A 26998-nucleotide genomic window follows, 5' to 3' on the forward strand; every position below is an offset into this window, starting at 1 on the left:
GCTTTCACTTTTTGCACTCCTTACCAATACATCTTAATGTTTATCCGCCTATGGCGGATTTGTTCGTGAACGTAAAACGTAGAAGTCTAATAAATCGAGGTTCACTTTTCAAGCATTTTCCTAACAAAAAACCGCACCACACTTTGACCCGCTAACTCCGATTGGCTGACTTTTCATGTGCGGCAGTTTGTGTCAATCCGCATTTATTCGGTGCTTTGGATTACAACTGGAGCAGCGGTACCTCCAGGATGCTTTTGCACACCTAAACAGTGCTTTACTTCTGTTCTATTGGTAAATACAATTACTGTTTTTGAAGGTCAAAGGAACTTTCTTATGAGCTCTCACGAAAAGAATAAACTTGAAGGCATCGTAAATTATTTTTGCAGAATACATCCGGTCAGGCACGTCGTACTGGGTTATTTGGCATATATTCTTATCGGCTGGGCGCTGCTTTGTCTCCCCTTTATGCAGCGGTCGGGCAGTATCGCCCATTGTCTTGACCATTTGTTTATTTCCACCTCGGCAGTTTCAACAACAGGATTAGTTACTGTTAGCATATCTGGGACGTATAACCTTTTGGGACAGATTATAGTGTTAGTTCTGATTCAGCTCGGCGGAATCGGTTATATGACTTTTGGCTCGTTTATCTTTCTGGCTCGGAGTAAACCATTGAGTAAAATTCGTATGGATGTAGCCAATGCGGTCTTTACTTTGCCGGAGTCGTTTAAAGTTTATAAATTCATCAAAAGTGTTATTACTTTTACTGCTCTTATTGAAACCACAGGAGCTGTTCTTCTTTATATAATCTTAAAAAATAAAGGCGTGGATAACGCCCTGTGGTCAGCGATATTTCATAGCGTCTCTTCCTTTTGCACCGCAGGATTTAGTCTGTATGACAACAGCTTTGAGAATTTCTCCGCTGATTTCAGCTTGAACATTGTTATTGCGGCACTGAGTTACCTCGGAGCGGTAGGGTTCATAGTTTTTGTGGACGTATGGCGCAAACTACAAGGCAAAATCGAACGCGTTACCCTAACAACAAAAATTATTCTCTGGGCGACTTTTTACATAAGTATTATCGGCACGTTTATTTTCTTTATAACAGAGCCGTCTATACGACTATTACCTGCCGACAAACGTCTGCTGGCATCGTTTTTCCAGACGATGACTGCAATGACTACAGTAGGGTTTAACACGATACCTGTCGGTGCTATATCGCGGGCCTCTCTTTTACTGCTTACAACCCTTATGGTAATCGGTGCCTCTCCTTCTGGCACAGGCGGCGGATTGAAATCTACCACCTTCTCTGCGCTATGGGGACTTGTAAAAAGTACCCTCAAGGGACAAAAGGAAGTGTCCTTCTGGGGACGGATTGTTCCTGAGTACCGTGTACGGCTGGCTTGCGCGACACTGTGCTTTTATGTAACCTTCTTATTAATAGGAACGTATTTTTTGTCGTTGTGTGACGATGCTTTGGATTTTGAGAAACTGTTGTTTGAAGCAGCCTCAGCTCTGGGAACTGTCGGGCTCAGCACGGGAATTACTTCCTCTGTCACGACTATATCCAAAGTCATCCTTATCAGCCTAATGTATGCCGGCCGACTGGGACCGTTAACATTCGGATTGTCCATGTTTGTCGGCCAGCACGGAAAAACACCGTCAGGGCAAAAACAGCCGGACGACCTGGTGATTTGAAAAGTCTATCAGAAATTTTTTACACGTTATGACCGGCGTTAATCTGCGAAATCCATCGCTAAATTTCCCCATACGCTATCCGTATTTCAATCAAAACCGTTGGTAGTCAAACCCTTAAAATCCATTTTCCCTAAATTTTTTTACTCCTTTTCTCATATCGAGTTACGAGCGACGAGTCACGAACGACGACTAAATTTTTCGCATCAATCGCGCATGTTCGCCCAATTGTATAGAGGCAGTCTACCTGTCTCGCCATAGCCTTTTGGCGACGGCGGATCTTGAAAGGAATTACTAATGAGCGGTTAATAATAATCAATTAATACTGTTTATAATCTACTCTTCTTTTTTCTCTGTGGCTAAAATTTCAGCAGCGGAGATTGTCTGTTTATAGGGGAAAAATCAATCAAAACATATTAATTATGCAAAACGAACCCAATTTTTGAAATGCCTGAAATGCTTGTAACTTTAGTAAATACCGTGACTAACAACTACGAACCACGAACTACCAACTCGAAAAAACAAACCCAAACAAAGCCAATTTTTTACGTATGATAATCAGCGTTAATTGTTACATAACCTTTGCTCAGGTCGCAGCCGTAGCAGAAGTCGCTGCATTTTCCAGCCCCCAAATCCACCGTAATTGTATGTTCTTTCCGCGATATAACTTTAGAGACTTTTTTCGGGCTGAATTCCACAGGCCGACCATTCTTAAAAACTATAATATTCCCGATAGTGCAGGACAGCTTCTTCGGATTCAGCTTAACCCAGGAAGAGCCGACCGCGCAGATAATTCTTCCCCAGTTCGGGTCGCCGCCGTGAATCGCGCATTTTACAAGGTCATAATTCGCTACCGCCCGTGCCGCCTTGGCGGCGTCGGCTTTTGTCGCGGCGCCTTCGATAACGACCTTGAACATCCGCGTCGCGCCTTCTGCATCGAGCGCCATCTGCCGGGCAAGGTCCTGGCACAAATCGACAAGCGATTTGGCGAATTTCTTATACCCAGGCCCCTGCTTAGCAATCAGCGTATTGCCAGCTATACCGGAAGCAAGAATTATCGCCGTATCGTTGGTGCTTTGATGACCATCGACAGTCAGCTTGTTCAGCGAATCGCCGATAGCAAGTCTAATTGCCTTTGCCAAAAGCGGCTTTGTTATTGCCACATCGGTAGTGATAAAGCAAAGTGTCGTTGCCATATTCGGCGCAATCATACCTGCCCCTTTGACCGTCCCTGCTATCGTAACTTTTTTACCCTGTATTGTAATTCGCCGACAAGCCGTCTTGGGTTTGGTGTCGGTGGTCATAATTGCCTTGGTGAAATCCAGTCCCGCGACAGCGGAATCCCAAAGCTCCCCTATCGCATCTGTAATGCCGGCGGAGACGGCCTTCATCGGCAGCTGCTCGCCAATAATGCCTGTCGAGGCAACGAGGACCTCGTGTGGGTCAACCACAAGATAGCCCGCCGTTTCGGAGCACATCTTGACCGCATTTTTAACTCCCGTTTGGCCGGTGCAGGCGTTTGCATTACCGGAATTAACAACTACTGCATAGATATCTGCGCTTTTAACGTGACGTCTGCTGACCTCAACCGCCGCCGAGGTGATTTTGTTGGTCGTAAAGACCGCCGCCGCCTTTGCACTGGCTGGACAGACAATCAGTCCCAAATCGTGATTGCCCGACTTCTTTATCCCGCACTTCACCCCTGTTGCCAAAAATCCCTTCGGTGCCGTAATTGTATTATTTGCCATTTGCTCTCTCCATCATCGCTATTTAAGGCCGAGTGTTTCTTCAAGGCCGAAAATGATATTCATATTTTGAATCGCCTGGCCGGAAGCGCCTTTTACCAGATTATCAATCGCCGAGAAAACTACGATTCTGTCCTTTACACAGGCAGGATATACGTGACAATAATTTGTCCCTGCAACATTTTTAACGGCAGGCGCCTCCGTACAAACCTGCACAAACGTCTCGCCGGCGTAAAAATCTTTATAGAGCTTGCCCAACTGTTCGCCGGTTGTTTTCTTCTTCGGCTGGCAATATACCGTCGAGAGGATTCCTCTGTCGAAAGGTCCTGCGTGCGGCTGGAACAACATTTGAACATCACTGCCGGCGATTTCACCTGCGATTTGCTCCATCTCAGGCATATGACGGTGCGTACCTATGCCGTAAGCAAAAATGTTCTCGTTCATATTCGGAAAATGAAATTTAACCGATGGGTTTTTACCCGCTCCCGATGTTCCGGTTACAGCGTTGACGATAATCGAATCGGTCTCAATGAGACCATTCTTCAGCAGCGGTGCAATTGCCAAGAGTGCTCCTGTGGGAAAACAACCCGGATTGGCAATCAAACTGGCGCCTTTTATCTGGTCACGGAACAATTCCGGCAGGCCATAAACCGCATGTTTAAGATTGGCCGTGTCGGTATGTTTCACCTGGTAAAATTTTTCGTAAACTTCTGTATTTTTGATACGGTAGTCCGCGCTGAAGTCAACGACCTTTAGCCCGGCCTTGAGAAGTTTCGGCACAAATCCCATTGAAACTTTATGCGGAAGACAGCACAGCGCAACGTCAGCCAGGCCGGAGAGCTTGTCAATATCCAACGGCTCAATTTGCAAACCGCATCGCCCCTTAAAACGCGGAAAAACTTCCTCGACTGCCCCGCACTCTTCCGGCAGCGCGCTCAGGTAAGTAAGTTCCGCCTCATTATGGCGCAGGATTATCTCTATCGACTCGGCTCCGGTATAACCGCTCGCTCCGATGATTGCAACACGTATCATACTATCTCCTTATCAATAAAAAAAAGCCGCCTATTTCCCGGCGGCTTATTGTAATCACCAAATGTGAAAAATGCAAATTAACGTTTCGAGAACTGGTATCTTTTCCTTGCTCCGGATTTTCCGGGCTTTTTTCTCTCGACCATCCTGCTGTCACGTGTAAGATACCCGCCGTCACGTAACGCCGGGAGATAGTTTTCGTCGTAGTTTTTCAGCGCCCGTGCGATTCCCAAACGTGTAGCGCCGGACTGGCCGGTAGTTCCGCCGCCGCGGACGTTAACAAAAATATCGAACGCTTTTTCGCACTCGACCGCCTTTAAGGGCGCAAGAACAGCTTCTTTATCCTGCGTTCTGGCAAAGTAGTTACCAAACTCTCTTTTATTAATGAGCAATTTGCCGTCGCCGGGTCTGATTCGCACGCGAGCGACAGAACTTTTCCTTCTGCCAAGGCCCCAGAAGAAAGCGCTCTTTTCCGGCTTCTTTTCGGTTTTGTGCTGCGGCTTCGGCGCCGCAACTGCTTTCGGACTATCAACAGGATTATCGTTTTGGGCTTCTGCCATAAATTTCTACTTCCCTTTAAACAGCTCTATTTTTTCGGGTTTCTGTGCCTGATGGTCGTGTTCCGGTCCGCGGTAAACCTTTAGTTTTTTCAACATATCCCTAGCCAAAGCATTCTTCGGCAGCATTCTTCTTACCGCCAGTTCTATTACCTTTTCAGGTTTTTTCGCCATCATCTCAGCAAAGCTGACGTATTTATGGCCGCCGGGATAAAGGGTGTAATAATCGTATTCTTTCGCCTCGGCTTTCTTGCCGGTTACCTTCACTTTGGCGGCGTTTATCACAATTACGAAATCACCCGTATCGATATGAGGGGTGTATGTGGGCTTGGTTTTGCCCATAAGTATTGGGGCTATCCTGGCCGCCATTCTGCCTAAAACCGCCCCGTCGGCATCGACTAACAGCCATTTTTGCTCAACTTCACCTTTTTTCGCTAAAAAGCTTTTCATAGAAATTCCCATAGAGAAAACCAGCATTTTAGCCGATTACACCGATTTGTCAAATACTGAACTGGCAAAATCTTAAGAATTTTCAACAGCTTGCCCCCTTGCATAAATTGGGTTCGTTTGGGTTTGTTTTTTCGAGTTGGTAGTTCGTGGTTCGTAGTTGTTAGTCACGGTATTTACTAAAGTTACAAGCATTTCAGGCATTTCAAAAATTGGGTTCGTTTTGCATAATTAATATGTTTTGATTGATTTTTTCATTCAGCGCAAACAATTAGCGATTCCACTTCTCCAAAAGAAGTTGCGGATAAATTCAAACGAGCTTTAACGGTTAATCTGACTTGGGTTTGCTAACCCTGAAGGCCTTGCCCCGCCCCTCCGAGGGGCGGGATGAACCCTGCTGGGCGAATGACGTTCATCTACTGATGAACTGGGGGAATTTTAACATATTTTTGAGCAAAAATCAAGAAAAATTAGCCACAAAGACGCCAAGGCACAAAGAAATTTTTAGGCCGGAGGAGTTAGGCGTAAATGGTTAGCTCTTGCCTTGACTTTTGCACGCTGCAATACTAAACTACCAACAAAAAGGGGGGTATATTACTATTTTTGATCTTAGAAAGGAGAAACACATGGGCGACGAAGGAGGTAGCCTCGTTGGTGATTTTAGTGCGTTCGTTAAAGAATTTGAGAACGAGAGCGATCGAGCCATAGTCGTAATCACCGCTGCGCGCCTTGACTACCTACTCTATTGCACCCTGCAAAAGTACTTCGTGCCAAACACATCTAAGACCGATGACCTTTTCGAGAACCAAGGCCCTGGTGCAACATTCAGCAATAAAATCATGCTCGCCTACAGGCTTGGTCTTATCGACAAGGACATGACACGTTCACTGAATCTCGTTCGGCGAATTCGGAACGACTTTGCTCATGAGGCTAGTGGCTGCTCCCTTGATAAAGGTAGTCATAAAGATCAAGTGAGAGATCTCATAGCCCCCTACAAGAAATTGTCTTTATATCAGCAGTTCCAAAAGGATATCATCAAGGCCTCATCTCAATCCCGCGCTCATTACATGACGGTGCTCGGATTCTTAATCATTAGACTGAGCCGACTGTTTGAGTATATCGATCCAATCAACGATGCAGCCGCTTGGCGGTTGGTCACCCCAGCTATGAGAGATTGGAAACCATAGACCAAATAACTTGCTTCAACCGATTTTGGTAAGGGCGTGGCCCTTCCCTGAATGACTGATCGTTATCGTTTTTAATTAGTCTGGTGTTTAGAACAACTCGCCTTCACCCCAAATTTCTTGTTGCTCTTAGCACAATGCTGGCATAAAATCAGTCCAAACTTGTGCTATAGGTATCGTGCTGTACGTTATATGTTAGATGTTTAATCATGAAGGTTGTTCCTATATATGTCCAGTAGTTTTGAATTTAACGCGATTCTTTCATTCAAGATTACTTCTGCTAAGCTATGGTATGGAAATAGTCCATTTGCCTTTGGATTTCGAACTCCGGAGGATAAACCAGAAGAAGCAAGCCCTACATGCCCTACACTGTGCCTTAACCTCATGTGCCAAGATTCTGAACTCAAGCGATTAGTAGGTAAGGTATCAGCCACTGCCAGTATTCAACGTCATCCAACTGATAGAATGACCTTCAAAGACGGCATTATCGCCAAAGGAGAACTCAGTATTGGCATTAGCAATGAAGATGAGAATAGGAGGTGTTTAACGATTGAGGGCATTCTTCCTGAATATTCATTTGATGCTGTAGTTTCTGCTTTAACTTTCAATAGTAATGAGATGCTTGCCCACAGCCATCTTGTTGTTGGGTTAAATAAGCCGCTAAGCCAAATTAATTTTAAGAAACGTTACATTGATGATATTTTTGTGGAACTCTTAGCAATTCGTTTCGACATCGGAAAACAGGATGACAACCTTGATATGCCATAAATATTTATTACCAATGAAAGCTTAACAAGCAACTCAACTTGGATGACCTAAAGACTGTTGGTCATCTTAACGTTCCGCATTGAATTGGACTCGACTTTTGCCTTTTGAATTGCCTTATAATTTCTGACCCAAAAACTTATAATAAGGAAATGCGAGAATATTATGTGTACATACTGGCGAAGGAACGCAATGGGGCGTTGTATATCGGGATGGCAAAAGACCTGACGAAACGCGTTAAACGTCACAAGCAAAAAACGGCGGCGAAATTCACAAAGGATTATGAAGTCAACAAACTTGTGTACTTTGAAAAGTTTGAAAACAGGCAAACAGCATCAAATAGAGAGCAACAACTAAAGAAATGGAATCGGCGATGGAAAATCAGATTGATTGAGCAATCAAACCCAAGCTGGAAAGACTTAAATCCACTGGATCCCCGACAGAGAAGCAAGTAAGCACCAATCGAGGATCTCCGCTAAGCTGCGCTTAGCTACGAACAACCCATTGAGTTTCCGCAGTTGAAGCACTTGTAGCAGGTGCCGTTTCGGACGGTGATGGCTCCGCAAATATCGCAGGCGGGAGCATCATCTGAAAAATGCTCAAACTGAGAACTGAACTGGTGCATAACCGCCGCTTCGGACTGCACTTGACCGGCTTCATCGGTAACAACCGAGCTAACCAGCGCTCCTATTCGATTGGCTATGTTGGCTAATCTGCCTTTCGGGGCGGGCACAGACTGGATGGACTGTTTTGAAGAAGATTGCTCTTCAGCAGAAATTGCCTTTGCTCCGCCTTCGCTTACGCTACGACGGACAGGCTTGCTTTTTACCACGGTTTTTACCTCGGCAATTTTATGCGCGAGGTCTTTGGTCTTCTCGACTAACTGCCTTGCTGTCGTCGTATTTTTACTTTCCTTTGTCTCCGCTGAGCGATTAGGAGTGTTCTGCTCGGCATAGCCGGGTATGAACTGGCAACCCAGCCAGCAGAAAATATAATCAATTAAGCTCTTTGCAAAAGGTATGTCGCGGTTCGAAGTCATTCCCGACGGCTCGAACCTTGCGTGGCGGAACTTATCCACCAGCGTTATCAGCGGCACGCCATACTGCAGCGACATTGAAGTGCAGGTGCCTATCACATCCATAAGGCCGCCGACGGTGCTGCCTTCCTTAGCCATAGTGATAAACAGCTCACCAGGCTGACCATCCTCATACAAGCCAACCGTCAGGTAGCCTTCGTGCCCCGCAACGGAGAATTTATGCGTCAGGCTATGGCGGGTATCCGGCAGCCGATGCCTGAACGGGCGAGCCGGCATTTGCCCTTCAGCAGCAGCCTTGCCATCTTTATGTTTCTGGGTAGAGACCGGCTGGAGCTTTTTGGAGCCATCGCGATAGATTGCAACCGCTTTTAATCCGAGCTTCCAACCTTCGGTATAAGCCGCGGCGATTTCTTCGGTCGTGCTTTCTTTGGGCATATTGATGGTCTTGCTGATAGCGCCGGTTATAAACGGCTGGACAGCGGCCATCATTTTCAGATGCGCGAGATAATGGATATGTCTTTTACCGTTGCGAGGTTTAAAGGCACAATCAAAAATCGCCAAATGGTCAGGGTTAACTTTTTCCGCCCCTTCGATGGTTTCACTTTTGTCTATGCAGTCACAGATTGATTTAATATCTTCTGCGCTGTAACCGAGCCTGTCGAGTGCCATTGGGACGGTTTTGTTAACAAGCTTGAGCCCACCGCCGCCGGCCAACAGCTTATATTTGACTAAAGCAATGTCCGGCTCAACGCCGGTGGTATCGCAATCCATCATAAAGCCGATGGTTCCGGTCGGGGCAAGGACAGTTACCTGGGCATTTCGGAAGCCGACTTTGGAGCCGGCGTCAAAGGCCTGGTCCCAGACGTCTCTGGCAGCGTTTCGTATATAGTCCGGGCAGTGCGGTTCCGGGATATTAAGGACGTGCTGGCGGTGCATATTTATAACCTTCAGCATCGCTTCTGCATTCTTACCGAACTCCTTAAAAGGCCCTTTAATTGAGGCGATTTCGGCGCTTGCCGTATAAGCCGTTCCTGTCATTATTGCGCTTATCGCCCCTGCCATTGCCCTTGCCTGGTCGGAATCATAAGGAAGCGCAAGACTCATAGCAAGGCAGCCGAGATTGGCATAGCCCAGACCGAGCGGCCTGAACAGATGGCTGTTGACGGCAATTGGTTTATCCGGATAGCTTCCGTTATCAACCAGAATTTCCTGAGCGATGATGAACAGCCGAACGGCGATTTTAAAGCCGGCAACATCGAATGAGCCGTCTTCCCTGCGAAACTTCATAAGATTCAGCGAAGCCAGATTGCACGCCGAATCATCGATGAACATATATTCGCTGCAGGGGTTCGAGGAATTAATCGGCCCGGAGGCTGGACAGGTGTGCCAACGGTTAATTGTGCTGTCGTACTGCAGGCCGGGGTCGCCGCAAATTCTCGTGCCCTCGGCAATCTGTTCCATCAGCTTGCGTGCCGAATGTTCCTCTACCTTTTCGCCCGTCGTTACGGCGTATGTGGACCACGCTGCGTCCTTTTCCACCGCCTGCATAAACTCATCGGTTACGCGCACGGAAAAATTGGAATTTTGAAACATCACGCTGCTGTAAGCTTCCTGGTTATATTCCCCGTCGTAGCCGGCCTCGATAAGTGCCCAGGCCTTTTTTTCCTCCTCGGCTTTGCAGGTAATAAATTCCTCGATATCAGGATGGGTGACCTTTAATGACTGCATCTTCGCCGCACGGCGGGTTTTTCCGCCCGATTTGATTACCGCGGCTATCTGGTCATAAACCCTCATAAAACTCAAGGGCCCCGAAGGTTTACCGCCGCCGGACAGTTTCTCTTTGCTGCTCCGCAGCGTTGAAAGGTCGGTTCCTGTTCCTGAGCCGTGCTTAAACAGCATCGCCTCGCTTGCCGCAAGGCGCATTATATCTTCCATCGAGTCCTTGACCGACTGGATAAAACAGGCCGAGGCCTGGGGGTATTCGTAGCTGTTTTCGCACGCAACAGCCGTTTTGCTCTTCGGGTCCCAGTGGAAATTATGCCTGCCGCCGCCAACGCCATAGACGTCAAAAAGGCCTACGTTAAACCAAACGGGCGAATTAAACGACCCATACTGGTTCACGCACAGCCAGGCAAGCTCATTGTAGAAAGTTTCGGCATCCTCGTCGGTTGCGAAGTAACCGTCTTTTCTTCCGCGGTCGGCTATCGTTCTGCAAACACGGTGGATAAGCTGCTTTACTGAATTCTCCCGCCGACCGGATTCGTTGTCTCCATAAAAGTATTTGCTGGCCACAACCTTTACTGCCAATTGGCTCCAGGAAGCCGGGACCTCGATATTGTCCTGCTCGAAAACCACCTGTCCGCCATCACCGCTGATCTTGGCCGAACGGGTTTCCCATTCAAGCTGTTCAAATGGATGAACGCCGGGTGTCGAAAAGAAATACTCCATTCTCAAACCGGCTGAACCGCGGGCTTCTACAGCGGTTTCTGGTGGGGTTTGCTCGTCTCTAAATGGATTTTCGGGATTGAATTTTTGCGACATTTACGCGCCTCCGTGCGAAAAACGGGATACCACAACATATAGTAAAATGAACGGGAACTACGCCAGATATAGTTATAAAACCCGTAAAAATTCTATCGGCAGATTAATGACAATTTGATAAGGTGTAAAGAGCAAACTCGGAATTTTTTGTATAAATTTATCGACCTTGCCGTTAGTCCTTGTAGTTACTAAAGCTACGAAGAGGAAATTTTTCTACAAAACCAACAACACGTTTCAGATATTTTCACTTTGATGTTAAGATAACAATATGCCGGCACAAACAAGAGACAAATTCGAAGCAATCCGTGAAAAGATAAGAGGTTTTCCACTCGGGCCCGGCCTTTATTTTATGAAAGGCCCTGCGGATAAAGTGCTTTACATCGGCAAAGCCAAAAACCTGCGCTCGCGGGTGGCCAGCTATTTCCAGCAAGCCGCTGATATTGCTGTTTCGCGAGGTCCGAAAATAGTTGAAATGCTCACCAAAGTTGAAACCGTTGACTTTCTGGAATCCGAAACAGAAGTTGCCGCAATGCTGCAGGAAGCACGACTGATTAAAGACATTCACCCTCCCTATAATACAGACCTCATCGACGACAAAACCTTTCCATATCTGGAAATCACCACAGACGAAGACTTTCCCGGCATCTATATCACCCGAAAACCCAGGCCAAGCGGCAGATTGTTCGGGCCTTTCGCCGGCGCAAAAGACCTGCGGGCTGTTTTGGTAGAGATGCAACAGATATTTAAGTTTCGAACCTGCAAACTGGATATTAAGGACGACGATACTAACCGTAAGTTCTTTCGCCCCTGCATCTTATACAGCATAAAGCAATGCGCCGCTCCGTGCGCGGCTAAAATAAGCAGGAGTGAATATAAAAAAATTATCAAAGACCTTGTGAAATTCCTGCTTTCGAAGCGTTCAATTGTCCTTCGACAGATGAAAAAACAAATGGCAGAAGCGGCCGCAGAGACAAATTACGAGAAAGCAGCAATGTTTCGCGACCGTATCCGGCTGATTGAGCGGCTGGATCACCGAGGCACACCAGATGAGGATGTTCAGCCGGAAGTTTTCGCCGCTGACCCTGCCGAAGCCCTCGAAAAACTCCAGCTTCTTCTGCAATCTCCTCAGCCGGTCAGAATTATCGAGGGAATTGATGTCGCCAATATCAGCGGCGCAGAGGCGGTCGGCTCCTTAGTCAAATTTATTGATGGCAGGCCGTTTAAGAGCGGCTATCGGCGATTCAAGATAAAAACCGTCAAGGGAGTCGATGACTATGCGATGATTGCCGAAGTGGTCGGACGCAGATACAAATATGCCCTGCAGGGCGAAGAACTCTGGCCGGACTTGATTTTAATTGATGGCGGACTCGGACATCTTCACGCAGCCCAAACCGCTCTTAGAGAAATGAATGCGCCGCCCATAAAAATCACCGCAATCGCTAAACGCGAAGAAGACCTCTATCTGCAGAGCAGTTCAAAACCATTGAAACTGTCCCGCCATTCACCCGTTTTGAAACTCCTGCAATACATCCGCGACGAAGCCCACCGCTTCGCACAACACTACCACCACATCCTGCGAAGTAAAAAAATACTAAACAAAAAATTCTAATCGTCGATTTTTACAAACCAAGAGGCTGTTTATTATTTTGTGAATCCTTTTAAACAAAGGTCGGTATCGAACCGTTTCTTTTCGTAACAGTTATTTTTGACGTAACGATACGCTTTTTTCATTTCCTGAGAGGTTTTTACCCTACCTTTGTTCGCAAGTTTTTCGTTTGAAGTGTATATAATAATTTCATCTGCCAGTTTCTGTTTTAGAAATGAAGTTGTAACTTTTTCTCCGCCTTCGACGAGAATTTGCTGAACCTCTCTTTTGCCAAGATTAGTTAATACACTTTCGAGGCTACATTTTCCGCCAGCGGAAGAAACAGCAACGACCTCTATCCCCTTTTTCTTTAGTATTGGGATTTTTTTATTGTTTTTTTGTATGGTAAATACGGCCACCAGCGTTTTTTTTACGGTTTTGATTAGATTACAGTTCAGCGGAATTTTTAATTGACTATCAAGGACGGTTCTTAGCGGTTGTTTTCCTATATCTGGCCTTGCTGTGAGCATTGGGTCATCGGCAAGCACTGTATCTATACCGACCATGATTGCCTGGACTTTTTTTCGCAGTTTATGCGCATCTTTCCTGCTTTTAGCCCCTGTTATCCATCGCTTTTTATCAGTTCGAGCCAGAAAACCATCTTTGCTTTGAGCCCACTTGACAATTACCCAAGGGTTTTTCGTTCTGGCAAACTTAAAAAACGGAGCGTTCAGTAATTGTGCCTCTTTCTTACAGACATCCATTTTAACTTCGATGCCTGCGTTTTTGAGGATTCTGAAACCTTTGCCGTTGACCTTTTTTGTCGGGTCTTTAACCGCCGCGACGACTTTTCTTATTCCTGATTTTATAATTGTTTTCGTACAGGGAGGAGTCTTTCCAAAATGGCAGCACGGCTCAAGCGTAACATACATTGTCGCGCCGCGAGGTGCTTTTTTGCAGTTTTTAAGTGCGTTAATCTCCGCGTGCGGCCCGCCGAATTTCCTGTGCCATCCCCTGCCGATAACCTGACCGCCTTTTACGATGACCGCCCCAACCGCCGGATTCGGCTCAACACTACCAATGCCCCACCGAGCCAGTCTCAGGGCTTGATTCATAAACCGTTTGTGGGCATGTTCCACCGTTTTATGCCTCTTTATGTGACAATTCTATTGTTTTAACTTATTCAAAATCACATTTTCTAAGTTTTTCTTTGCTTTCTCTGCATTCCTCTTCGCTTCTTCTAAAAGATCTTCGGATTTATTCATTTCTAATAAAAGCAAAGGGATTTGTGTTTTTTGTAAATGATTGCTGATTTTTTCTAATTCATTTTTCTGATTTCTGTCATAGAGAATTGATTCATCACCAGCTATAATCTTCCTTACATGCTTACATAGCATTCGGTTATCTCCAGCACGGCAGGAGCAAAAAACCAACATTTTATTCCCTTCAAGGTAACATTCGACAGTATATGGGGTTTCAGAAGAACTACTTTTAGCTAATAACTCAATATGCTTTTTTATTCCCATAAAAAACCGCTCTTTTTCTTTGACTTAGGTTTTTTCTGAATGAGTTGGAGAAATTTATTCTCGTCAATCACTTTAACTTGTAATTGACGCGCTTTATCCAGTTTCGAACCTGCGTCATCACCCGCAACTACAAAACTGGTCTTTTTGCTAACTGATGAACTGACTTTGCCGCCGTTATCTTTTATCGTCTGTTTAATTTCGTCACGGGTAAAATTTTTAAGTGAGCCAGTAACAACGATTGTTTTTCCAGTAAGTTTGTTGGTTTTACTAGTCTTTTCTGGTGGTTCGGGTTTCACATACCCCAATAGGTCGTTTACGATCATATTATTTCTGGGATTCTTGAAATACTCACAGACGCTCTTTGCTCGCTTCTGCCTTTCTTCACGTTTTTTAGGGTCTTTTACTTTTAAGGCAGGAGCTAAAACTTGAGTCAGTTGATCAAGACTAGCATCTTGAATTTTCTTTATAGACCCAAAAGATGAAGCAAGCACTTGGGCAAATTCTCCCCCAATATGTCTGATGCCAAGAGCAGCAATCAATCGCCAAAGTGGCTGATGTTTACTTTTCCCAACAGCCTCAATAATGTTTGTTGCACTTTTGTCAGCTATCCTTTCCAGTCCAAGTAAGTCCTCTTTTTCAAGTTTGTAAATGTCGGCAAGATTCTTAACTAAGCCGGATTCAACTAATTGCTCAATAAGGGATGGTCCGACATTTTCAATGTTCATTTGATCTCGACCAACAAAATAATTTAACCTTTCTTTCAACAATGTCGTGCAATTCTTATTTGTACATATATAAGCGTGTGTATATTCACTTTTGTGAGCAATCTCTTCTTTTTTCCCTGTTCGTTTCTTTCCGATTATCTGAATTTTTTCGCCACAAGAAGGGCAAACCTGTGGTTTTGGAAACGGTTTTGCGCCCTTAGGCCTGAATTCTTTTCTCACTTCAACAATCTGCGGGATAATTTCTCCTGCCTTTTCTATCACAACCGTGTCGCCTTCCCTGACATCAAGCCGGTCAATCTCATCGAAGTTATGAAGACTCGCCCTTTTTACGGTCGTGCCAGCCAGTTGCACAGGTTCAAGGTTTGCCACAGGCGTAAGAATTCCTGTTTTCCCAACTTGTACATCAATCGATAGAATTTTTGTTCTTTCTCGCTCAGCTTCATATTTATATGACATACACCACCTCGGTGCTCTGCCTGTTGTGCCTAAAATTTCATAATGGTTAAGCTGGTCGATTTTAATAACAAGCCCATCAATCTGATAATCTAGTTCAAATCGTTTGTTTTTCCATTTATCACATATTTCAATTACCTCATCGATGTTTTCTGCTTTCTTAATATTTGGATTGACGGGTAGCCCGATCTTTTTGAATTTTTCAAGGCTTTCATAATGAGTTTTCGCAAATTTCCCGCTCACTTCGCCTAATGCGTATGCAAAGAAAGACAAATTTCTTTTAGCTGTGATTTTCGCATCGAGTTGTTTTAAAGAGCCTGCCGCAGCGTTCCTCGGATTGGCAAGCAAAGATTCGCCTTGCTTTTCCCTTTCTTCATTTAGTTTTTGAAATGCTTTCTTAGGCATATACACTTCACCACGTACTTCAAGTACGTCAGGAACGTCTCCTGTCAGTCGCAGTGGAATGGCCTTTATCGTCCTTATATTGTGTGTGATATCGTCTCCCTTTGTGCCATCACCCCTCGTAGCACCAAGTACAAGAACTCCTTTTTCATATCGTAAACTCGACGCCACACCGTCGATTTTTAATTCGACCACATAATCGTAATTTCGCCCATCAAGCCCTTTTGCTACCCTCTCATCGAACGCTCGCAACTCCTCTGCGTTATAAGTATTATCTATACTTAGCATTGGCACAGCATGCTCGACCTTTTTAAAACCTTCGAGCGGCTGCTCGGAAACCCGCTGAGTAGGCGAATCAGACGTTATAAATTGTGGATTGGCTTCTTCTAACGACTTTAGCTCGCTAAAGAGTTTGTCATACTGCTGGTCGGCGATTTCAGGCTGGTTGAGGACATAATAGAGGTAATCGTGCCTGCGGATTTCGTTGCGCAATCGTTCGATTTGCTTTTTTACCTCTTTAGCCATAACAGCTTATTTATACGCTTTGAGGCGACGTTTTGCAATAGCGGGCCGGCTAAATCGTCTATTTTTCGGCGATAACGATACCAAAACACTTGTGGCGAGGGACTTTTTTGACGGCAATTTTACCAAAGCCGGCCTTCCTGCAGACTTCGCCCCACTGCCTGAGAGAGATACAGTATTCGCCCTGATTGAAAACGTGCCTTTTGCTGTTATCATACATTCTTACGAACGCATCCATATCTCCGGCCTTAAGGGCTGTTATCCACTCCTGCTGCTGTACCTTGATGATGCGACTAAACCTGTTAATGTCGGTATGTTGGCCGGTTGTGTCCATATCTACCTCGCCGATTATGAAACGTCCGCCCGGTTTTAAAACCCTGAATATCTTTTTCAACGGGTTCAATTTTTCCTTCAAATGATGAAGGACAACGGAAGAGGCGGCAATATCAAAGGTATTGTCCGCAAATTTTATCGAACCTGCGTCCATCATCTTGCAAACCACCCGGCTTCCCAGTTTGAGCTTTTTAATTTTGTTCTCGAACAGCGCCATCATCTCTTTGGAGTTATCAACCGCCGTAATGACGCAGTCCGCCCGCTGCAAAAGTTTCAAACTGAGAAGACCCGTCCCGCAGCCAATATCCAGAACTTTATCGTTATTTTTGACCCCTGAATTTTTAACCACAAGATCCAGCAGGTCTCGATGAAAATCGAGCTTGCCGAGTGTCCGGTCATATTCATTTGACCAACTGCCGAACCATTTTCGCGTAATATTTTTGTTTCTTTTAACCGGCATACTACTTACCTTTTGGGACAAAAAGACAATCGTATATTCCCTATATAAGCCAAAAAGATTCCGCTCGAAAAGACGGAATCTTTTTAATCTCCCCGAGTAGGGCTCGAACCTACGACCTAGCGGTTAACAGCCGCTCGCTCTACCAATTGAGCTATCGGGGAATAGCCGATTACTAAATGTTATATTAAAAGAGCCGTTCTCACCTAAATTATCTATAAACATTATCTAAAATTCAAAAGGTTTGTCAATGCTCCTCTTTTTTTTGGCCGATAATATAAAAAACAGCCCTAACTACTGGACAAACAAACGATTATAGTATAGGTTGTGGGGTTTATAAAATTTGCCCGAAGTTGGTTTGCGGCTCTACACAAAAAACAGGCATTTAGCGGTTTTTTAGCTAAATGCAAAATATTAAGGGAACAGCAGGCTGATTTGGCGCATCTTAACCAAGTTATAGTTAATATAGGCAGGTTGTTAAATTATTGAGTTTCAGTTGGTAATATGGCAAAAGTTGCACTCGACATCGGCGGTTTTAGCATAATCAGGCGTATCGGAATCGGCGCCCGCAGCACAATCTACCTGGCGGTCGACGAACAGAACAAGACCGAAGTAGCCCTAAAACGGGTTGTCTTTGAAAGGCCGGAAGATTCAAGGATATTCGAGCAGGTTGATACAGAATACAAAGTTGCCCGCCGGATAGACCACCCTTATGTCCGCAAGTGCTACAAACTCAAGAAAATACGCAGCATGTTTATGGTAAAAGAAATGCTGCTTTCTATGGAATTTTTCGACGGTAAAAGCCTCGAAGACAGCCCCGCTCTGAGTTTGCTCGACGTGATGCTTGTATTCAGAATGGTCGCAAGCGGTCTCCATGCTATGCACCAGCAGGGCTTCGTTCACTGCGATATAAAACCCAATAACATTCTTATGAACGAGTCCGGCACAATTAAAATTATAGACCTCGGCCAGAGCTGCAAAATCGGAACGGTAAAGCCACGTATTCAGGGCACGCCCGATTACATCGCACCTGAACAGGTCCTGCGTAAATCGCTTGGCCCGAAAACCGACGTCTTCAACCTCGGCGCGACAATGTACTGGGCTCTTACCGGAAAGAACGTTCCGACTTTGATACCCAAAAAGAACGACATCGGCCTGCCCATACCGCCGCCTCCGCGTCTGGCACCTCATGAGCTAAAAAAACAATTGCCGATAGAAGTCTCAAAGCTTGTAATGGATTGCATAGAAGATGAGCCTTCGAAACGTCCGCGTGATATGATGACGGTTATATCGAGGCTGGACCTTCTGGTCCACAGTATATTAGCCGGCCAGATAAAAACAAATAAAAATGCCTCAGACAATAATTGATTTGTTAAACAGCGGTATTGAAGCCTGCAATGCAGACAGGTTTCGACGCGGCAACCTGATTCACCTGCCCTCCGACGTCCAGCTAATCGCAACAGGCGACATTCACGGCCATCGCCGAAACTTCGAAAGGATAGTTGCCTTTGCCGATTTAGCCAACAATCCCGACAGGCACGTTCTCCTCCAGGAAATTATACACGGAGGTCCCACAGATGCCCAAGGCGGATGCTTGTCCCACAAACTGCTCTTTGATGTTATCCGTTATAAGCTGAAATTCCCCGACCGCGTCCATATTATTATGGGAAATCACGATATTGCTTTTATCAATAACAGCAAAGTTATGAAAGACGGCCTGGAGATGAATCGTGCAATGCGTCTTGCTCTGGAGCGGGAATTCCAGCAGGCCGGTGACGACATCAAACTGGCGATAAGACAATTCCTGTTTTCGCAGCCGTTAGCGGTAAGGACTGAAAACAGAATCTGGCTGTCGCACTCGCTACCTGCCGACCGTTTCGTTGATAAGTTTGACCGGCAGATTTTAGATAGGCCGTTGAAAATAAACGATTGTGTAAAACCGGGTTCTGCTTACCTTCTGACATGGGGCAGAAACTTCAGCCTGCAAACGCTCGACAAAATGGCCGAGCTTTTCGACGTTGACATCTTTATCCTCGGCCATCAGCCACAGCAGCAGGGATGGAGCCGGGCAGGCAAGAACATTATAATCCTTGCCTCCGACCACAACCACGGCTGCCTGCTTCCAGTCGACCTGGCACAATCTTATACCATCGAGACGCTGGCCGATTCGATAGTGCCGCTGGCTTCCATATCTTGAACTCTGAGAATAATTCGATATAATCAATTAATATGTATTGGTATTACTACATAGCCATCGTACTAATTCTATCGCAATTACTATTTCTGCTTCAGACGAGGAACAACTACCGCTATGCTATGAACAAATACAAAAAGAAACGTTTATCGTATCGCCCGCGGACGGTTCTTATCGTCCCATGTAAAGGTCTCGATTCCGCCTTCCGGCAAAATATCACCTCATTCTTTAATCAGGACTACGAAAATTATCTGCTTTGGTTTGTGGTCGCCGATAAAGAAGACCCCGCTTTTGCTCTGCTATGTGAATTAAAGGACAGTTTGAGCCAAACCTCAAAGGCCGATGACGTGCAGGTGCTGGTGGCTGGCCCCGCGCAATCCTGCAGCCAAAAAAACCATAATCTGCTTTACTGCTATCAGCGAATCGGTAACGACGTCGAGGTCCTGGCTTTTGCCGATTCCGACATCTGTGTCCGCAGAGATTGGCTAAGCCACATAGTTCATCCTCTTCAACACTCAAAAACAGGCGCCGCCAGCGGCTATCGCTGGTATGTGCCCAAAAAAAACAATCCGGCAAGTCTCGCCCTGTCGGCTGTGAACGCCAAAATCGCCCAGCTGCTCGGCAACACTCACTTTAACCAGGCATGGGGCGGCTCTATGGCTATCCGCGCTGACATCTACAAAAATCTTGGCATCGACAAAATTTGGTTAAAAACTCTCAGCGACGACTACTCGCTCAGCTACGCCGTCAAAAAAGCTCGCAAAAAAGTCGTTTTCGTCCCTGCCTGTCTGGTCGCTTCCTATGAATCCATTACATGGCGAAAGCTTTTTGAATTTGGCAGACGGCAATTCCTGATTACCAGGGTAAGTATGCCGCGTACCTGGTTGGTTGGATTATACTGCAGTCTTTACTCAATCCTCGGCCTGTGGGGCGGAGCCGCAATAGCAATCTATGCAACCGTTAAATTATCAATTACCAATTACCAATTATCAATTTTTGTCGCTGTTCCGGTTGTGTTTTTCATCGCTCAATTTATCCGCGCGGTCCTGCGCCAGAAAATGGCTTACAAATTACTCAACTACGAGCACCAGGCATCCGAATTTGAGCATCGAGCTATGAAGACCGCCTGCATCACTGATTTAGTCTTTTTCTGGATATGGTCCCCCCTGATGCTGGTTTTTATCATCTCTTCCGCCTTCGGCAGAACTATTACCTGGCGCGGAATAAAATATAAACTCCTCGGCCCAACAGAGACCATCGTGATTAATCATCGTGGTGATAACAAAGATAAAGCTGACTTATGAAACTACTCGACTTCGGCAATATCCTCCTTCGGACCTCCGACCAGGTAAATCTTGTTTTTGCCGCTGCGTTTAGCATCCAGCAGCGCCCTGTCGGCCTGCTCGAAAAGCTCGTCCGTTGTTGCCCCATCGCGAGGGAAACTGGCCAGCCCCCCGCTTATCGTCAGAACCCCTTTGCCCTCCGGGCCGAGCAAATGCAGTTCGGCTTTGCCTAATCCTTTTCTAAACCGTTTTGCTATAAAAATCGCCTCTTTAGGATGGTCTGCCGGCATCTGTCTTCTATTTTCTGTTTTCTGCTCTCCGGTTTCCGACTTCTGTACCTCGTCTTCTGAACTCAGTCTGTTCCAGAAAACAACAGCAAATTCATCTCCCCCGATTCTACCTACGACATCGTGTCCCCGGCAGCACCGCCGCATCAAAACAGCAGCTTGTTTCAAAACTTCATCGCCCGCCGAATGACCGTAAACATCGTTGTAATGTTTGAAGTTATCAATATCAAAAATAAGCAGCGTCACCCTCCCATTTTCACCCCTGGCACGTTCTATAATCTGCCTGGAAAACTCCCAAATATATCTTCTGTTCTTCAGGCCAGTCAGCTCGTCCTCTGTTGCTAATTTCTCAAGCTGCCTTACCCTTTCACCTATCGCATCAATAGTGACAGGCACATCCGACCCGTTTCCACCCCGGTCGCCGGCAGGAAAAACGACCTCGTAAAATCTATTTGTCTGGACCGGACAAATCAAATAATCATCCGCTAAAGTCACGCCGTTGCGGACCGAATTGACTAATTGCATCGCCGCCAGCTCTTCGTACATCTGCACCAGAAGAATAATTTTCGCTCTGCTATTTACCTCCCTCAGCGTTTTCAGGGCCGAAACTAATTTAACCGACACCCCCGACATTACGACAGCAATTGCCGCAAAGTTGTTCTTTGCAGCCGCCTTGATTGCATCAGGTATACTGGCCTGTATTTCGCAGGCCGACCGGCGAATAGCATCAGCATCTACAAAAGCTTCATTAATATCGCCCACCAGCAGAAGCCTCCGGGTATCCGCACCGGCAGAATCTGGCATATCAGCAGTTTTCATTCAGTTTCACCCCACTCACAGCACAAAAAACGGTCAATAGCCTCTCTCTTTATGATAGCAAAATCCTCAGAAAAAGTCAACTTTCCCCCCCCTTCCCTCCGGCATAACCCGCCCCATCCAATTGCCACGAACGACTATAAACAGTACCCAAATTACTATGTAGTATCCAATTTTTGAAGATTGAGATGAACCGAATGCTGTTAGTGCTGGATGGTCTCCGCCAGCCTACCGCGCTCCGCCAAAACCTTTGCCAGATTGTTGCGTGCCTCGAGGTAGTCCGGTTTAAAGTTCAACGCTTCTTTATAATGTGCAATTGCCTCATCGAACTTACCCAGCCCAGCAAGAATATTGGCCAAGTCGAAATGTACCTCCGCATCGCCCGGCTTCAGCTTCAATGCTGTAACGTAGTGCTTGACCGCTTCACTATGTTTTCCCCGTTCGACCAGCACTATAGCCAGATTGTAATGGGCATCGAAACTATCGGTATCATACTGTAGGGCTTTTTTATAATGAATAACGGCCTGGTCAATTTCACCCTTTCTCGCAAAAACATTGCCTAAATTGATATACGCTTCCGGAAAATTTGGTGCAAGTTTCATCGCTTCTTCATAATAAAAAATTGCCTCATGGGTTTTACCTTCGCTGCGTAAAGTATTGCCCAGATTTATATACTCGCTGTATCCGTGATTGGCCTCCATCTTTCCCGTAAAACTGTTGCAGAACAGCACAAGCACCACAAGTAAAACAACTGGCACAACCGCCCTTCTTTTTGCACCATCCTTAATATAGCGAATAAAAGAATCCAGAGCAAAAGCTGCATAGATAGCAAGCAAAGGTATGGTTGGCAGGCGATACCTCGCTGTCACAAAAATGATCAGAAGTAAAAGGTATTGCATTAAAAGGCAGCCCAGAAGCAGAAAATGCTTCCGCCACAAATCACGACTCAAAAATATACCCACAAGCCCCAGGGGGATAATCAATCCGGACGGAAATGCGATTATCTTTTTCCATAACAGCACACTTAATAAAACGGAGTGCTGCCGAAAAGCATAAATGTTTGCATTGCGGGGAATCTCAGCTCCATTGAAAAGCTGAAATACTTTAAGCCACATCAGCTTGATAAAATCTGTCGGCTTTTCAAAAATGTGCCTCAGGGTCTCCCGAACAAGATACCGGCTCCGACCAAAGGTATTTTGAATACCTTTCTCGGCGGGTTCGTTTTCTATGCGTTTGTATATCGCAAAAAAATCTGGGTGCTCAATGTCATTAACTTTGCGAAGCTCCCAGTGGTTGCCGAGATAAACATTGATACCAAGGTACCATCCAATGGGGAAAAATCCCGTTGAAACAAATTGCTTCAAGCTGACCGGCTTAGGTTCCTTATCAACCACGGCTGTGTCATACCTGACATTGTGCAGGACCACAGGAAAGATAATTAAGCCCGCCGGCAGCAGCAGTGCAATGGCTGCCTTCCAGAACGCCGGCCTTTCAGATTCACCATCAATACTCCACCGACCGCGTAGAACCATATACATCCAGAGCAGGATAATCGGAAGAAACAGTAAGATTGTTCCGCGATTGATTGCGGATAAACCAATAAACACTCCCGCAACACCCCACCAGATTATCTGCCTGCGACGGGAAGCAAAAAGCAAAAAAAAGATTATTAAAAGTTCTAAAAGCACATCCAGGTTGCCGGGCAGCAGTTGAACATCAAAATAGACAAGCGTCCCGCACAGACAGCATATAAGCGCCGCCGCAATTGGCACAAACCGGCCGGTAAAGATGATTCGCGCAATAAAGTAGACAAGCACACAGCTTAACGACCCCAACGCGGCTTGAACTATTTTAATAATAGTAGCGTTCTGTCCGATGGTTTTGTAAAGCAGACCGAGGAAAAGCGGATAAAGCGGAGGCCAAAAAAAGGTTTTTCCACCAGGCCACGTCCCATCCAGCAAACCGGCGGCCATCCAATGATATGCTCGTGCGTCGATGCCGCGGTAATTAAAAAACGGATCGTTGAAATTCTCCGCTAAAAAGATTAAACGCACCAGCAAGGCGCAGCAAAAAATACTGGTCGGTATCCACCATAAATTTTTCGTTGTCGCTGTCTTGTCCCCCTTACCCGTAAACATTCTGTCTCCTTTTTCCCTTCACACCGATATTATACCGCGCTTGCCGCAATTCGATTATTGATAATTGGAAAAAGCGTTAAAAACAATCAATCCTTGGGCAGGGTATCAAGGTTCTTTTTGACCTGCTCGGCATAGAGGCTGTCAGCATACTTTTCTATAAAGCTTGTTAGAGTTGCCCTTGCGTCAGCCAAATACTTTTTCTTGTTTTCCGGATTTGACTCGCTCTGATACAAACCAATCTTCAAACGCGCCAACTCGTATAATGCCTGCATTCCGCCGTCAGTGTCCTGGAACCTTTTGTGCAATTGGGATAATTTTTCGGCCCGCATTTGCTCATCAGCAACAAGTTTCGCCTGGGCCAGCTGGACATTGTCGCGGAGAGGACCGCTGTTGTTCATCTGTTCCAGCAATTCGTTGAGTTGCCGGGCATAATCACCGAAGGCGTGCGGGTCTAACATAACGAACTTCGCCAAACGTTTTTCTGCTTCCGGCTCACCGGTTCGATTTTCCGCTCCTATCAGACTTCGCAGCTGATGTAATTTTATTTGCAGCTCGGTTAACTTGAACACAGTCATTACCGAATCCGCAGGCTTCTGAAACAAACTAAAGAACCTGTCTTCCTGCGTTTGTTTTTTTCCAAGCAGCTTCAATCGCTCGGCCGTCATATCCTCTGCTTCAGCAAGAAGTTTGTCTGCCCGCTCAAAGTCACGCTGGCCTGCCGAATATTTCGCCAGGCGCCATCGTGCTTCCAGCGACTCCGCGCTGTCACCGAATTCCGCATACAGCCATTCCCAGCTGTCTTGCGAGCGTTCGTATGGGTAATCGCTGTAAAAATGCAATATTTCCTTCTGCTCGAACATCTCGATGTCGGGGCTGTATTCACTCAGAAGTGCTCTGTAGTATAGCGCTATAGGCATCCGCCGGCTGGTGGGACGCCGGCTTACAAAGGTATCGTACTGGGCAGCCAGCCATCGTCTTTTCGTCTGGTAATTTAGCTCCGGCGGCACTGTAAACCACCACGGCCAGCGACCGCGGCCAAGCTCATCTACGAGCTTCTCTTTCAATTTAGCACGAAGCGGAATCGGCTCGGTTGGATAAAACGACCTGTCAAGATACATTCTCACTCTGACGGAAGGATTAGTAATCATTTCGTCCAATGCTTCTCTCATACTGTGGTCGTGAAATTCGATTGCCTGCTCCGGATTGTTCTTGGCTACGTAGAGCTGGTAGTCTAATTCATCGAAGCCTATTCTTATTTCAAACGTAATCACCGCCAAAAAAAGGAAAATACTCGTGACAATCCACACCACGCCGGGCCGGTAACGCGTAAAATGACCTATCCCGATAACCAATCCCGCTATCCCCAAACCTATGAGCCACGCACAAATCCACGGCGTAAAAGAAAATCCCCACTTAATAGGTTCCACCCCCCTTGTACCGCCGAAGTATGCCCAAAAAGCAACCTGCGGCGCCGTGCATAATACTATCGCAACGAACCGCGAACGAAAACGAAGCGGACGGCACGCCGCAGCAAAACAGCTAACCAAAAGGCAGACCGCAAAGGCCGGCAAATTGGCCCCGAAAAATACCAGCAGTATAAAAAGCAAGCTGTAGCGGAAACTCATCAGCTGTGAAATAAGCACCGGCACAACTGCCATAATGCCCATAAGCAACCCCAAAACAAGAATCTGCCACGGATATTCAAATATGCTCAGCCCCGCAGTGACAGACTGCCCCAGATACCAATGCTTGGGAAAAATAACTGATTGAAGGTCAAACGACCAGAACGAGCCGCTGATAATCTTCGACCAGAAAAATGCGCTTACGCCGAAGGCCGCAATAGCAAGCAGCCAGCACCTTTGAACATTCTCATGGCTGTAGCGCAGCGTAGGGCCTACTGACAGAAAAGTCCTCGAGGCCACTATAGGCGTTTTTTCGGTCTCTTTATTCTCCATAAACTCACCTTGTCGCGACCCTGAACACAGGCAGCAAGCGTTGATTATGTCCCTTCACCGCTGCTGGCAAGATAAATGATTTGTTCCGGCGTCAGCTTGTCTATTTCTATCGACATAGATTTCATCTTGAGCCTGCTTACCTGCTGCTCTATCTCCATAGGAACATCATGAACCGCAACCGCAAGTTTGCCCTGTCTTTTCATCACATATTCGGCTTCTAACGCCTGCGTGGAAAAGCTCATATCCATAACGCTTGCAGGATGACCTTCAGCCGCTGCGAGGTTAATTAATCGCCCGTCCGCCAAAAGGTAAATCCGCCTATTATTTCTCAAAACATATTCATCAACGTGATTGCGGACTCCGCGGTTCACCTTCTTGCTCAACTTTTTCAGTGCAGGTATATCTATCTCAACATTGAAATGCCCGCTGTTGGCGACAACAGCCCTATCCCTCATCACCCGGAAGTGTTCCGCCCGGATAACGCTTTTATTGCCCGTAAGCGTTACGAATAGTTCGCCGACCTTCGCCGCCTGCGCCATCGGCATGACCCCGAAACCGTCCATCGCCGCTTCAAGGGCCTTGACCGCGTCGACTTCCGTGACGATGACGATGGCTCCCATACCCCTGGCTCGCATTGCAAAGCCCCGGCCGCACCAGCCGTAACCAGCCACTACGACCTTCTTGCCCGCCATCAGAAAATCTGTCGCACGAATGATACCGTCAACCGTCGACTGGCCTGTCCCATAGCGGTTGTCGAAAAGGTGCTTCGTCGCAGCGTCATTTACCGCAATGACCGGAAACTTTAATTTGCCGGCATTTGCCATCGCCCGCAATCGGATAACGCCGGTAGTAGTTTCTTCCATACTCGCGATAACTCTGCCGGCATCTTTCTTCCTGCTCGTATGCAGTTCGTTTACCAAATCAGCACCATCGTCAAATGTAATAACTGGCTTATGGTCTATTGCCGAATGTATATGCTTGTAATACGTCGCCCTGTTTTCGCCGCAGATGGCAAACACCGGTATCTGAAAATCTTTTACCAATGAAGCCGACACGTCGTCCTGCGTACTCAGCGGATTGGAAGCACATAAAACAGCATTTGCCCCCCCTGCCTTTAACGCCCTCATAAGATTGGCTGTTTCTGCTGTTACATGCAGACACGCCGAAACGTTCATGCCCTTTAACGGTTTTTGTTTAGCAAAACGCTCCCGTATTTGTGCAAGGACAGGCATATCGTTATCCGCCCACAAAATCCGCCTCTTCCCCTCAGCCGCCAACGACAAACTGCGTACATCATACTTCATTTATTAACCCTTTCAAAACTCG

21 protein-coding genes and 1 tRNA gene are annotated in these 26998 nt (G+C 46.3%); 8 read left to right on the plus strand and 14 right to left on the minus strand.

What is annotated here, in order from left to right; translation table 11 throughout:
• Window positions 1-333 precede the first annotated feature (333 nt).
• The gene (locus PHG53_05110; protein ID MDD5381002.1) at window positions 334-1695 is read left to right on the plus strand and encodes a potassium transporter TrkG; all 1362 of its coding nucleotides are present in this window, start codon (window positions 334-336) and stop codon (window positions 1693-1695) included.
• A gap of 542 nt (window positions 1696-2237) precedes the next feature.
• Here the strand turns inward: PHG53_05110 and argJ are convergent.
• From argJ to rplM, 4 genes are all read right to left on the minus strand, one after another.
• On the minus strand, window positions 2238-3440 hold the full coding sequence (argJ, locus tag PHG53_05115; protein ID MDD5381003.1) for a bifunctional glutamate N-acetyltransferase/amino-acid acetyltransferase ArgJ: 1203 nt from the start codon (window positions 3438-3440) through the stop codon (window positions 2238-2240).
• 18 nt (window positions 3441-3458) lie between these two features.
• Complete coding sequence (gene argC / locus PHG53_05120; GenBank protein MDD5381004.1) at window positions 3459-4469, minus strand: N-acetyl-gamma-glutamyl-phosphate reductase; 1011 nt, start codon at window positions 4467-4469, stop codon at window positions 3459-3461.
• Window positions 4470-4546: 77 nt separating this feature from the next.
• Entirely contained in the window at window positions 4547-5026 is a 480-nt protein-coding gene (rpsI, locus tag PHG53_05125) for a 30S ribosomal protein S9 (GenBank protein ID MDD5381005.1), read from the minus strand.
• A 6-nt stretch (window positions 5027-5032) separates the two neighbouring features.
• Window positions 5033-5473: a 50S ribosomal protein L13 gene (gene rplM, locus PHG53_05130; GenBank protein MDD5381006.1), complete on the minus strand. Its 441-nt coding sequence runs from the start codon at window positions 5471-5473 to the stop codon at window positions 5033-5035.
• Between the two features lie 623 nt (window positions 5474-6096).
• On the opposite strand from rplM, the gene PHG53_05135 reads away from it, so the two are divergent.
• From PHG53_05135 to PHG53_05145, 3 genes are all read left to right on the plus strand, one after another.
• Window positions 6097-6657, plus strand: coding sequence for a hypothetical protein (locus PHG53_05135; protein MDD5381007.1), 561 nt, complete (start codon window positions 6097-6099; stop codon window positions 6655-6657).
• A gap of 225 nt (window positions 6658-6882) precedes the next feature.
• Window positions 6883-7422: a hypothetical protein gene (locus PHG53_05140; GenBank protein ID MDD5381008.1), complete on the plus strand. Its 540-nt coding sequence runs from the start codon at window positions 6883-6885 to the stop codon at window positions 7420-7422.
• A 149-nt stretch (window positions 7423-7571) separates the two neighbouring features.
• Window positions 7572-7874, plus strand: coding sequence for a GIY-YIG nuclease family protein (locus PHG53_05145; protein MDD5381009.1), 303 nt, complete (start codon window positions 7572-7574; stop codon window positions 7872-7874).
• A gap of 35 nt (window positions 7875-7909) precedes the next feature.
• Here the strand turns inward: PHG53_05145 and PHG53_05150 are convergent, their stop codons facing one another.
• Window positions 7910-10996 carry a vitamin B12-dependent ribonucleotide reductase gene (locus PHG53_05150; protein MDD5381010.1) on the minus strand — a complete coding sequence of 1029 codons (3087 nt, stop codon included), beginning with the start codon at window positions 10994-10996 and terminating at the stop codon, window positions 7910-7912.
• Between the two features lie 268 nt (window positions 10997-11264).
• Between PHG53_05150 and PHG53_05155 the strand changes: the two genes are divergently transcribed.
• Window positions 11265-12605: an excinuclease ABC subunit UvrC gene (locus PHG53_05155; protein MDD5381011.1), complete on the plus strand. Its 1341-nt coding sequence runs from the start codon at window positions 11265-11267 to the stop codon at window positions 12603-12605.
• A gap of 32 nt (window positions 12606-12637) precedes the next feature.
• Here PHG53_05155 and ribD read toward each other — a convergent pair whose 3' ends face one another.
• The 5 genes from ribD to PHG53_05180 all read right to left on the minus strand — a co-directional run bounded on the left by ribD (window position 12638) and on the right by PHG53_05180 (window position 17163).
• Window positions 12638-13720, minus strand: coding sequence for a bifunctional diaminohydroxyphosphoribosylaminopyrimidine deaminase/5-amino-6-(5-phosphoribosylamino)uracil reductase RibD (gene ribD, locus PHG53_05160; protein ID MDD5381012.1), 1083 nt, complete (start codon window positions 13718-13720; stop codon window positions 12638-12640).
• A 27-nt stretch (window positions 13721-13747) separates the two neighbouring features.
• Window positions 13748-14107: a hypothetical protein gene (locus tag PHG53_05165; GenBank protein ID MDD5381013.1), complete on the minus strand. Its 360-nt coding sequence runs from the start codon at window positions 14105-14107 to the stop codon at window positions 13748-13750.
• Window positions 14098-16212, minus strand: a complete 2115-nt coding sequence (gene ligA / locus PHG53_05170; protein ID MDD5381014.1) for an NAD-dependent DNA ligase LigA — start codon at window positions 16210-16212, stop codon at window positions 14098-14100. The genes PHG53_05165 and ligA overlap by 10 nt, the downstream gene beginning before the upstream one ends.
• A gap of 58 nt (window positions 16213-16270) precedes the next feature.
• Complete coding sequence (locus PHG53_05175; GenBank protein MDD5381015.1) at window positions 16271-17002, minus strand: class I SAM-dependent methyltransferase; 732 nt, start codon at window positions 17000-17002, stop codon at window positions 16271-16273.
• An 88-nt stretch (window positions 17003-17090) separates the two neighbouring features.
• Window positions 17091-17163, minus strand: a tRNA-Asn gene (locus tag PHG53_05180).
• Window positions 17164-17503: 340 nt separating this feature from the next.
• On the opposite strand from PHG53_05180, the gene PHG53_05185 reads away from it, so the two are divergent.
• Genes PHG53_05185 through PHG53_05195 form a run of 3 tightly spaced genes read left to right on the plus strand, consistent with a single transcriptional unit; the run spans window position 17504 to window position 20497 of the window.
• Window positions 17504-18367, plus strand: a complete 864-nt coding sequence (locus PHG53_05185) for a serine/threonine-protein kinase (GenBank protein ID MDD5381016.1) — start codon at window positions 17504-17506, stop codon at window positions 18365-18367.
• Window positions 18348-19196 carry a metallophosphoesterase gene (locus tag PHG53_05190; GenBank protein MDD5381017.1) on the plus strand — a complete coding sequence of 283 codons (849 nt, stop codon included), beginning with the start codon at window positions 18348-18350 and terminating at the stop codon, window positions 19194-19196. Before PHG53_05185 ends, PHG53_05190 begins: the two co-directional genes overlap by 20 nt.
• 32 nt (window positions 19197-19228) lie before the next feature.
• Complete coding sequence (locus tag PHG53_05195) at window positions 19229-20497, plus strand: glycosyltransferase (protein MDD5381018.1); 1269 nt, start codon at window positions 19229-19231, stop codon at window positions 20495-20497.
• 2 nt (window positions 20498-20499) lie between these two features.
• On the opposite strand, the gene PHG53_05200 is transcribed toward PHG53_05195, so the two are convergent.
• The 4 genes from PHG53_05200 to ahcY form a co-directional block, all read right to left on the minus strand.
• Entirely contained in the window at window positions 20500-21582 is a 1083-nt protein-coding gene (locus tag PHG53_05200) for a GGDEF domain-containing protein (GenBank protein ID MDD5381019.1), read from the minus strand.
• 200 nt (window positions 21583-21782) lie between these two features.
• Window positions 21783-23717 carry a tetratricopeptide repeat protein gene (locus tag PHG53_05205; protein ID MDD5381020.1) on the minus strand — a complete coding sequence of 645 codons (1935 nt, stop codon included), beginning with the start codon at window positions 23715-23717 and terminating at the stop codon, window positions 21783-21785.
• Between the two features lie 86 nt (window positions 23718-23803).
• Window positions 23804-25672 (minus strand): hypothetical protein, encoded by a 1869-nt coding sequence (locus tag PHG53_05210; protein ID MDD5381021.1) that lies wholly within the window; start codon window positions 25670-25672, stop codon window positions 23804-23806.
• 44 nt (window positions 25673-25716) lie between these two features.
• On the minus strand, window positions 25717-26976 hold the full coding sequence (gene ahcY, locus PHG53_05215) for an adenosylhomocysteinase (GenBank protein MDD5381022.1): 1260 nt from the start codon (window positions 26974-26976) through the stop codon (window positions 25717-25719).
• Window positions 26977-26998: the final 22 nt, after the last annotated feature.

This window comes from Phycisphaerae bacterium (genome assembly GCA_028714855.1).
GTDB lineage: Bacteria > Planctomycetota > Phycisphaerae > Sedimentisphaerales > Anaerobacaceae > CAIYOL01.

Excerpts from the sequence above, each read along its gene's own strand:
- PHG53_05155 (MDD5381011.1), top strand. The coding sequence starts at position 11,265 with ATGCCGGCACAAACAAGAGACAAATTCGAAGCAATCCGTGAAAAGATA.
- PHG53_05185 (MDD5381016.1), top strand. The coding sequence starts at position 17,504 with ATGGCAAAAGTTGCACTCGACATCGGCGGTTTTAGCATAATCAGGCGT.
- PHG53_05210 (MDD5381021.1), bottom strand. The coding sequence starts at position 25,672 with ATGGAGAATAAAGAGACCGAAAAAACGCCTATAGTGGCCTCGAGGACT.
- PHG53_05165 (MDD5381013.1), bottom strand. The coding sequence starts at position 14,107 with ATGGGAATAAAAAAGCATATTGAGTTATTAGCTAAAAGTAGTTCTTCT.
- rplM (MDD5381006.1), bottom strand. The coding sequence starts at position 5,473 with ATGAAAAGCTTTTTAGCGAAAAAAGGTGAAGTTGAGCAAAAATGGCTG.
- ligA (MDD5381014.1), bottom strand. The coding sequence starts at position 16,212 with ATGGCTAAAGAGGTAAAAAAGCAAATCGAACGATTGCGCAACGAAATC.
- PHG53_05145 (MDD5381009.1), top strand. The coding sequence starts at position 7,572 with ATGCGAGAATATTATGTGTACATACTGGCGAAGGAACGCAATGGGGCG.
- PHG53_05110 (MDD5381002.1), top strand. The coding sequence starts at position 334 with ATGAGCTCTCACGAAAAGAATAAACTTGAAGGCATCGTAAATTATTTT.
- ahcY (MDD5381022.1), bottom strand. The coding sequence starts at position 26,976 with ATGAAGTATGATGTACGCAGTTTGTCGTTGGCGGCTGAGGGGAAGAGG.
- PHG53_05175 (MDD5381015.1), bottom strand. The coding sequence starts at position 17,002 with ATGCCGGTTAAAAGAAACAAAAATATTACGCGAAAATGGTTCGGCAGT.
- PHG53_05200 (MDD5381019.1), bottom strand. The coding sequence starts at position 21,582 with ATGAAAACTGCTGATATGCCAGATTCTGCCGGTGCGGATACCCGGAGG.
- PHG53_05150 (MDD5381010.1), bottom strand. The coding sequence starts at position 10,996 with ATGTCGCAAAAATTCAATCCCGAAAATCCATTTAGAGACGAGCAAACC.
- PHG53_05195 (MDD5381018.1), top strand. The coding sequence starts at position 19,229 with ATGTATTGGTATTACTACATAGCCATCGTACTAATTCTATCGCAATTA.
- argC (MDD5381004.1), bottom strand. The coding sequence starts at position 4,469 with ATGATACGTGTTGCAATCATCGGAGCGAGCGGTTATACCGGAGCCGAG.
- PHG53_05140 (MDD5381008.1), top strand. The coding sequence starts at position 6,883 with ATGTCCAGTAGTTTTGAATTTAACGCGATTCTTTCATTCAAGATTACT.
- PHG53_05135 (MDD5381007.1), top strand. The coding sequence starts at position 6,097 with ATGGGCGACGAAGGAGGTAGCCTCGTTGGTGATTTTAGTGCGTTCGTT.
- PHG53_05190 (MDD5381017.1), top strand. The coding sequence starts at position 18,348 with ATGCCTCAGACAATAATTGATTTGTTAAACAGCGGTATTGAAGCCTGC.
- rpsI (MDD5381005.1), bottom strand. The coding sequence starts at position 5,026 with ATGGCAGAAGCCCAAAACGATAATCCTGTTGATAGTCCGAAAGCAGTT.
- PHG53_05205 (MDD5381020.1), bottom strand. The coding sequence starts at position 23,717 with ATGTTTACGGGTAAGGGGGACAAGACAGCGACAACGAAAAATTTATGG.
- argJ (MDD5381003.1), bottom strand. The coding sequence starts at position 3,440 with ATGGCAAATAATACAATTACGGCACCGAAGGGATTTTTGGCAACAGGG.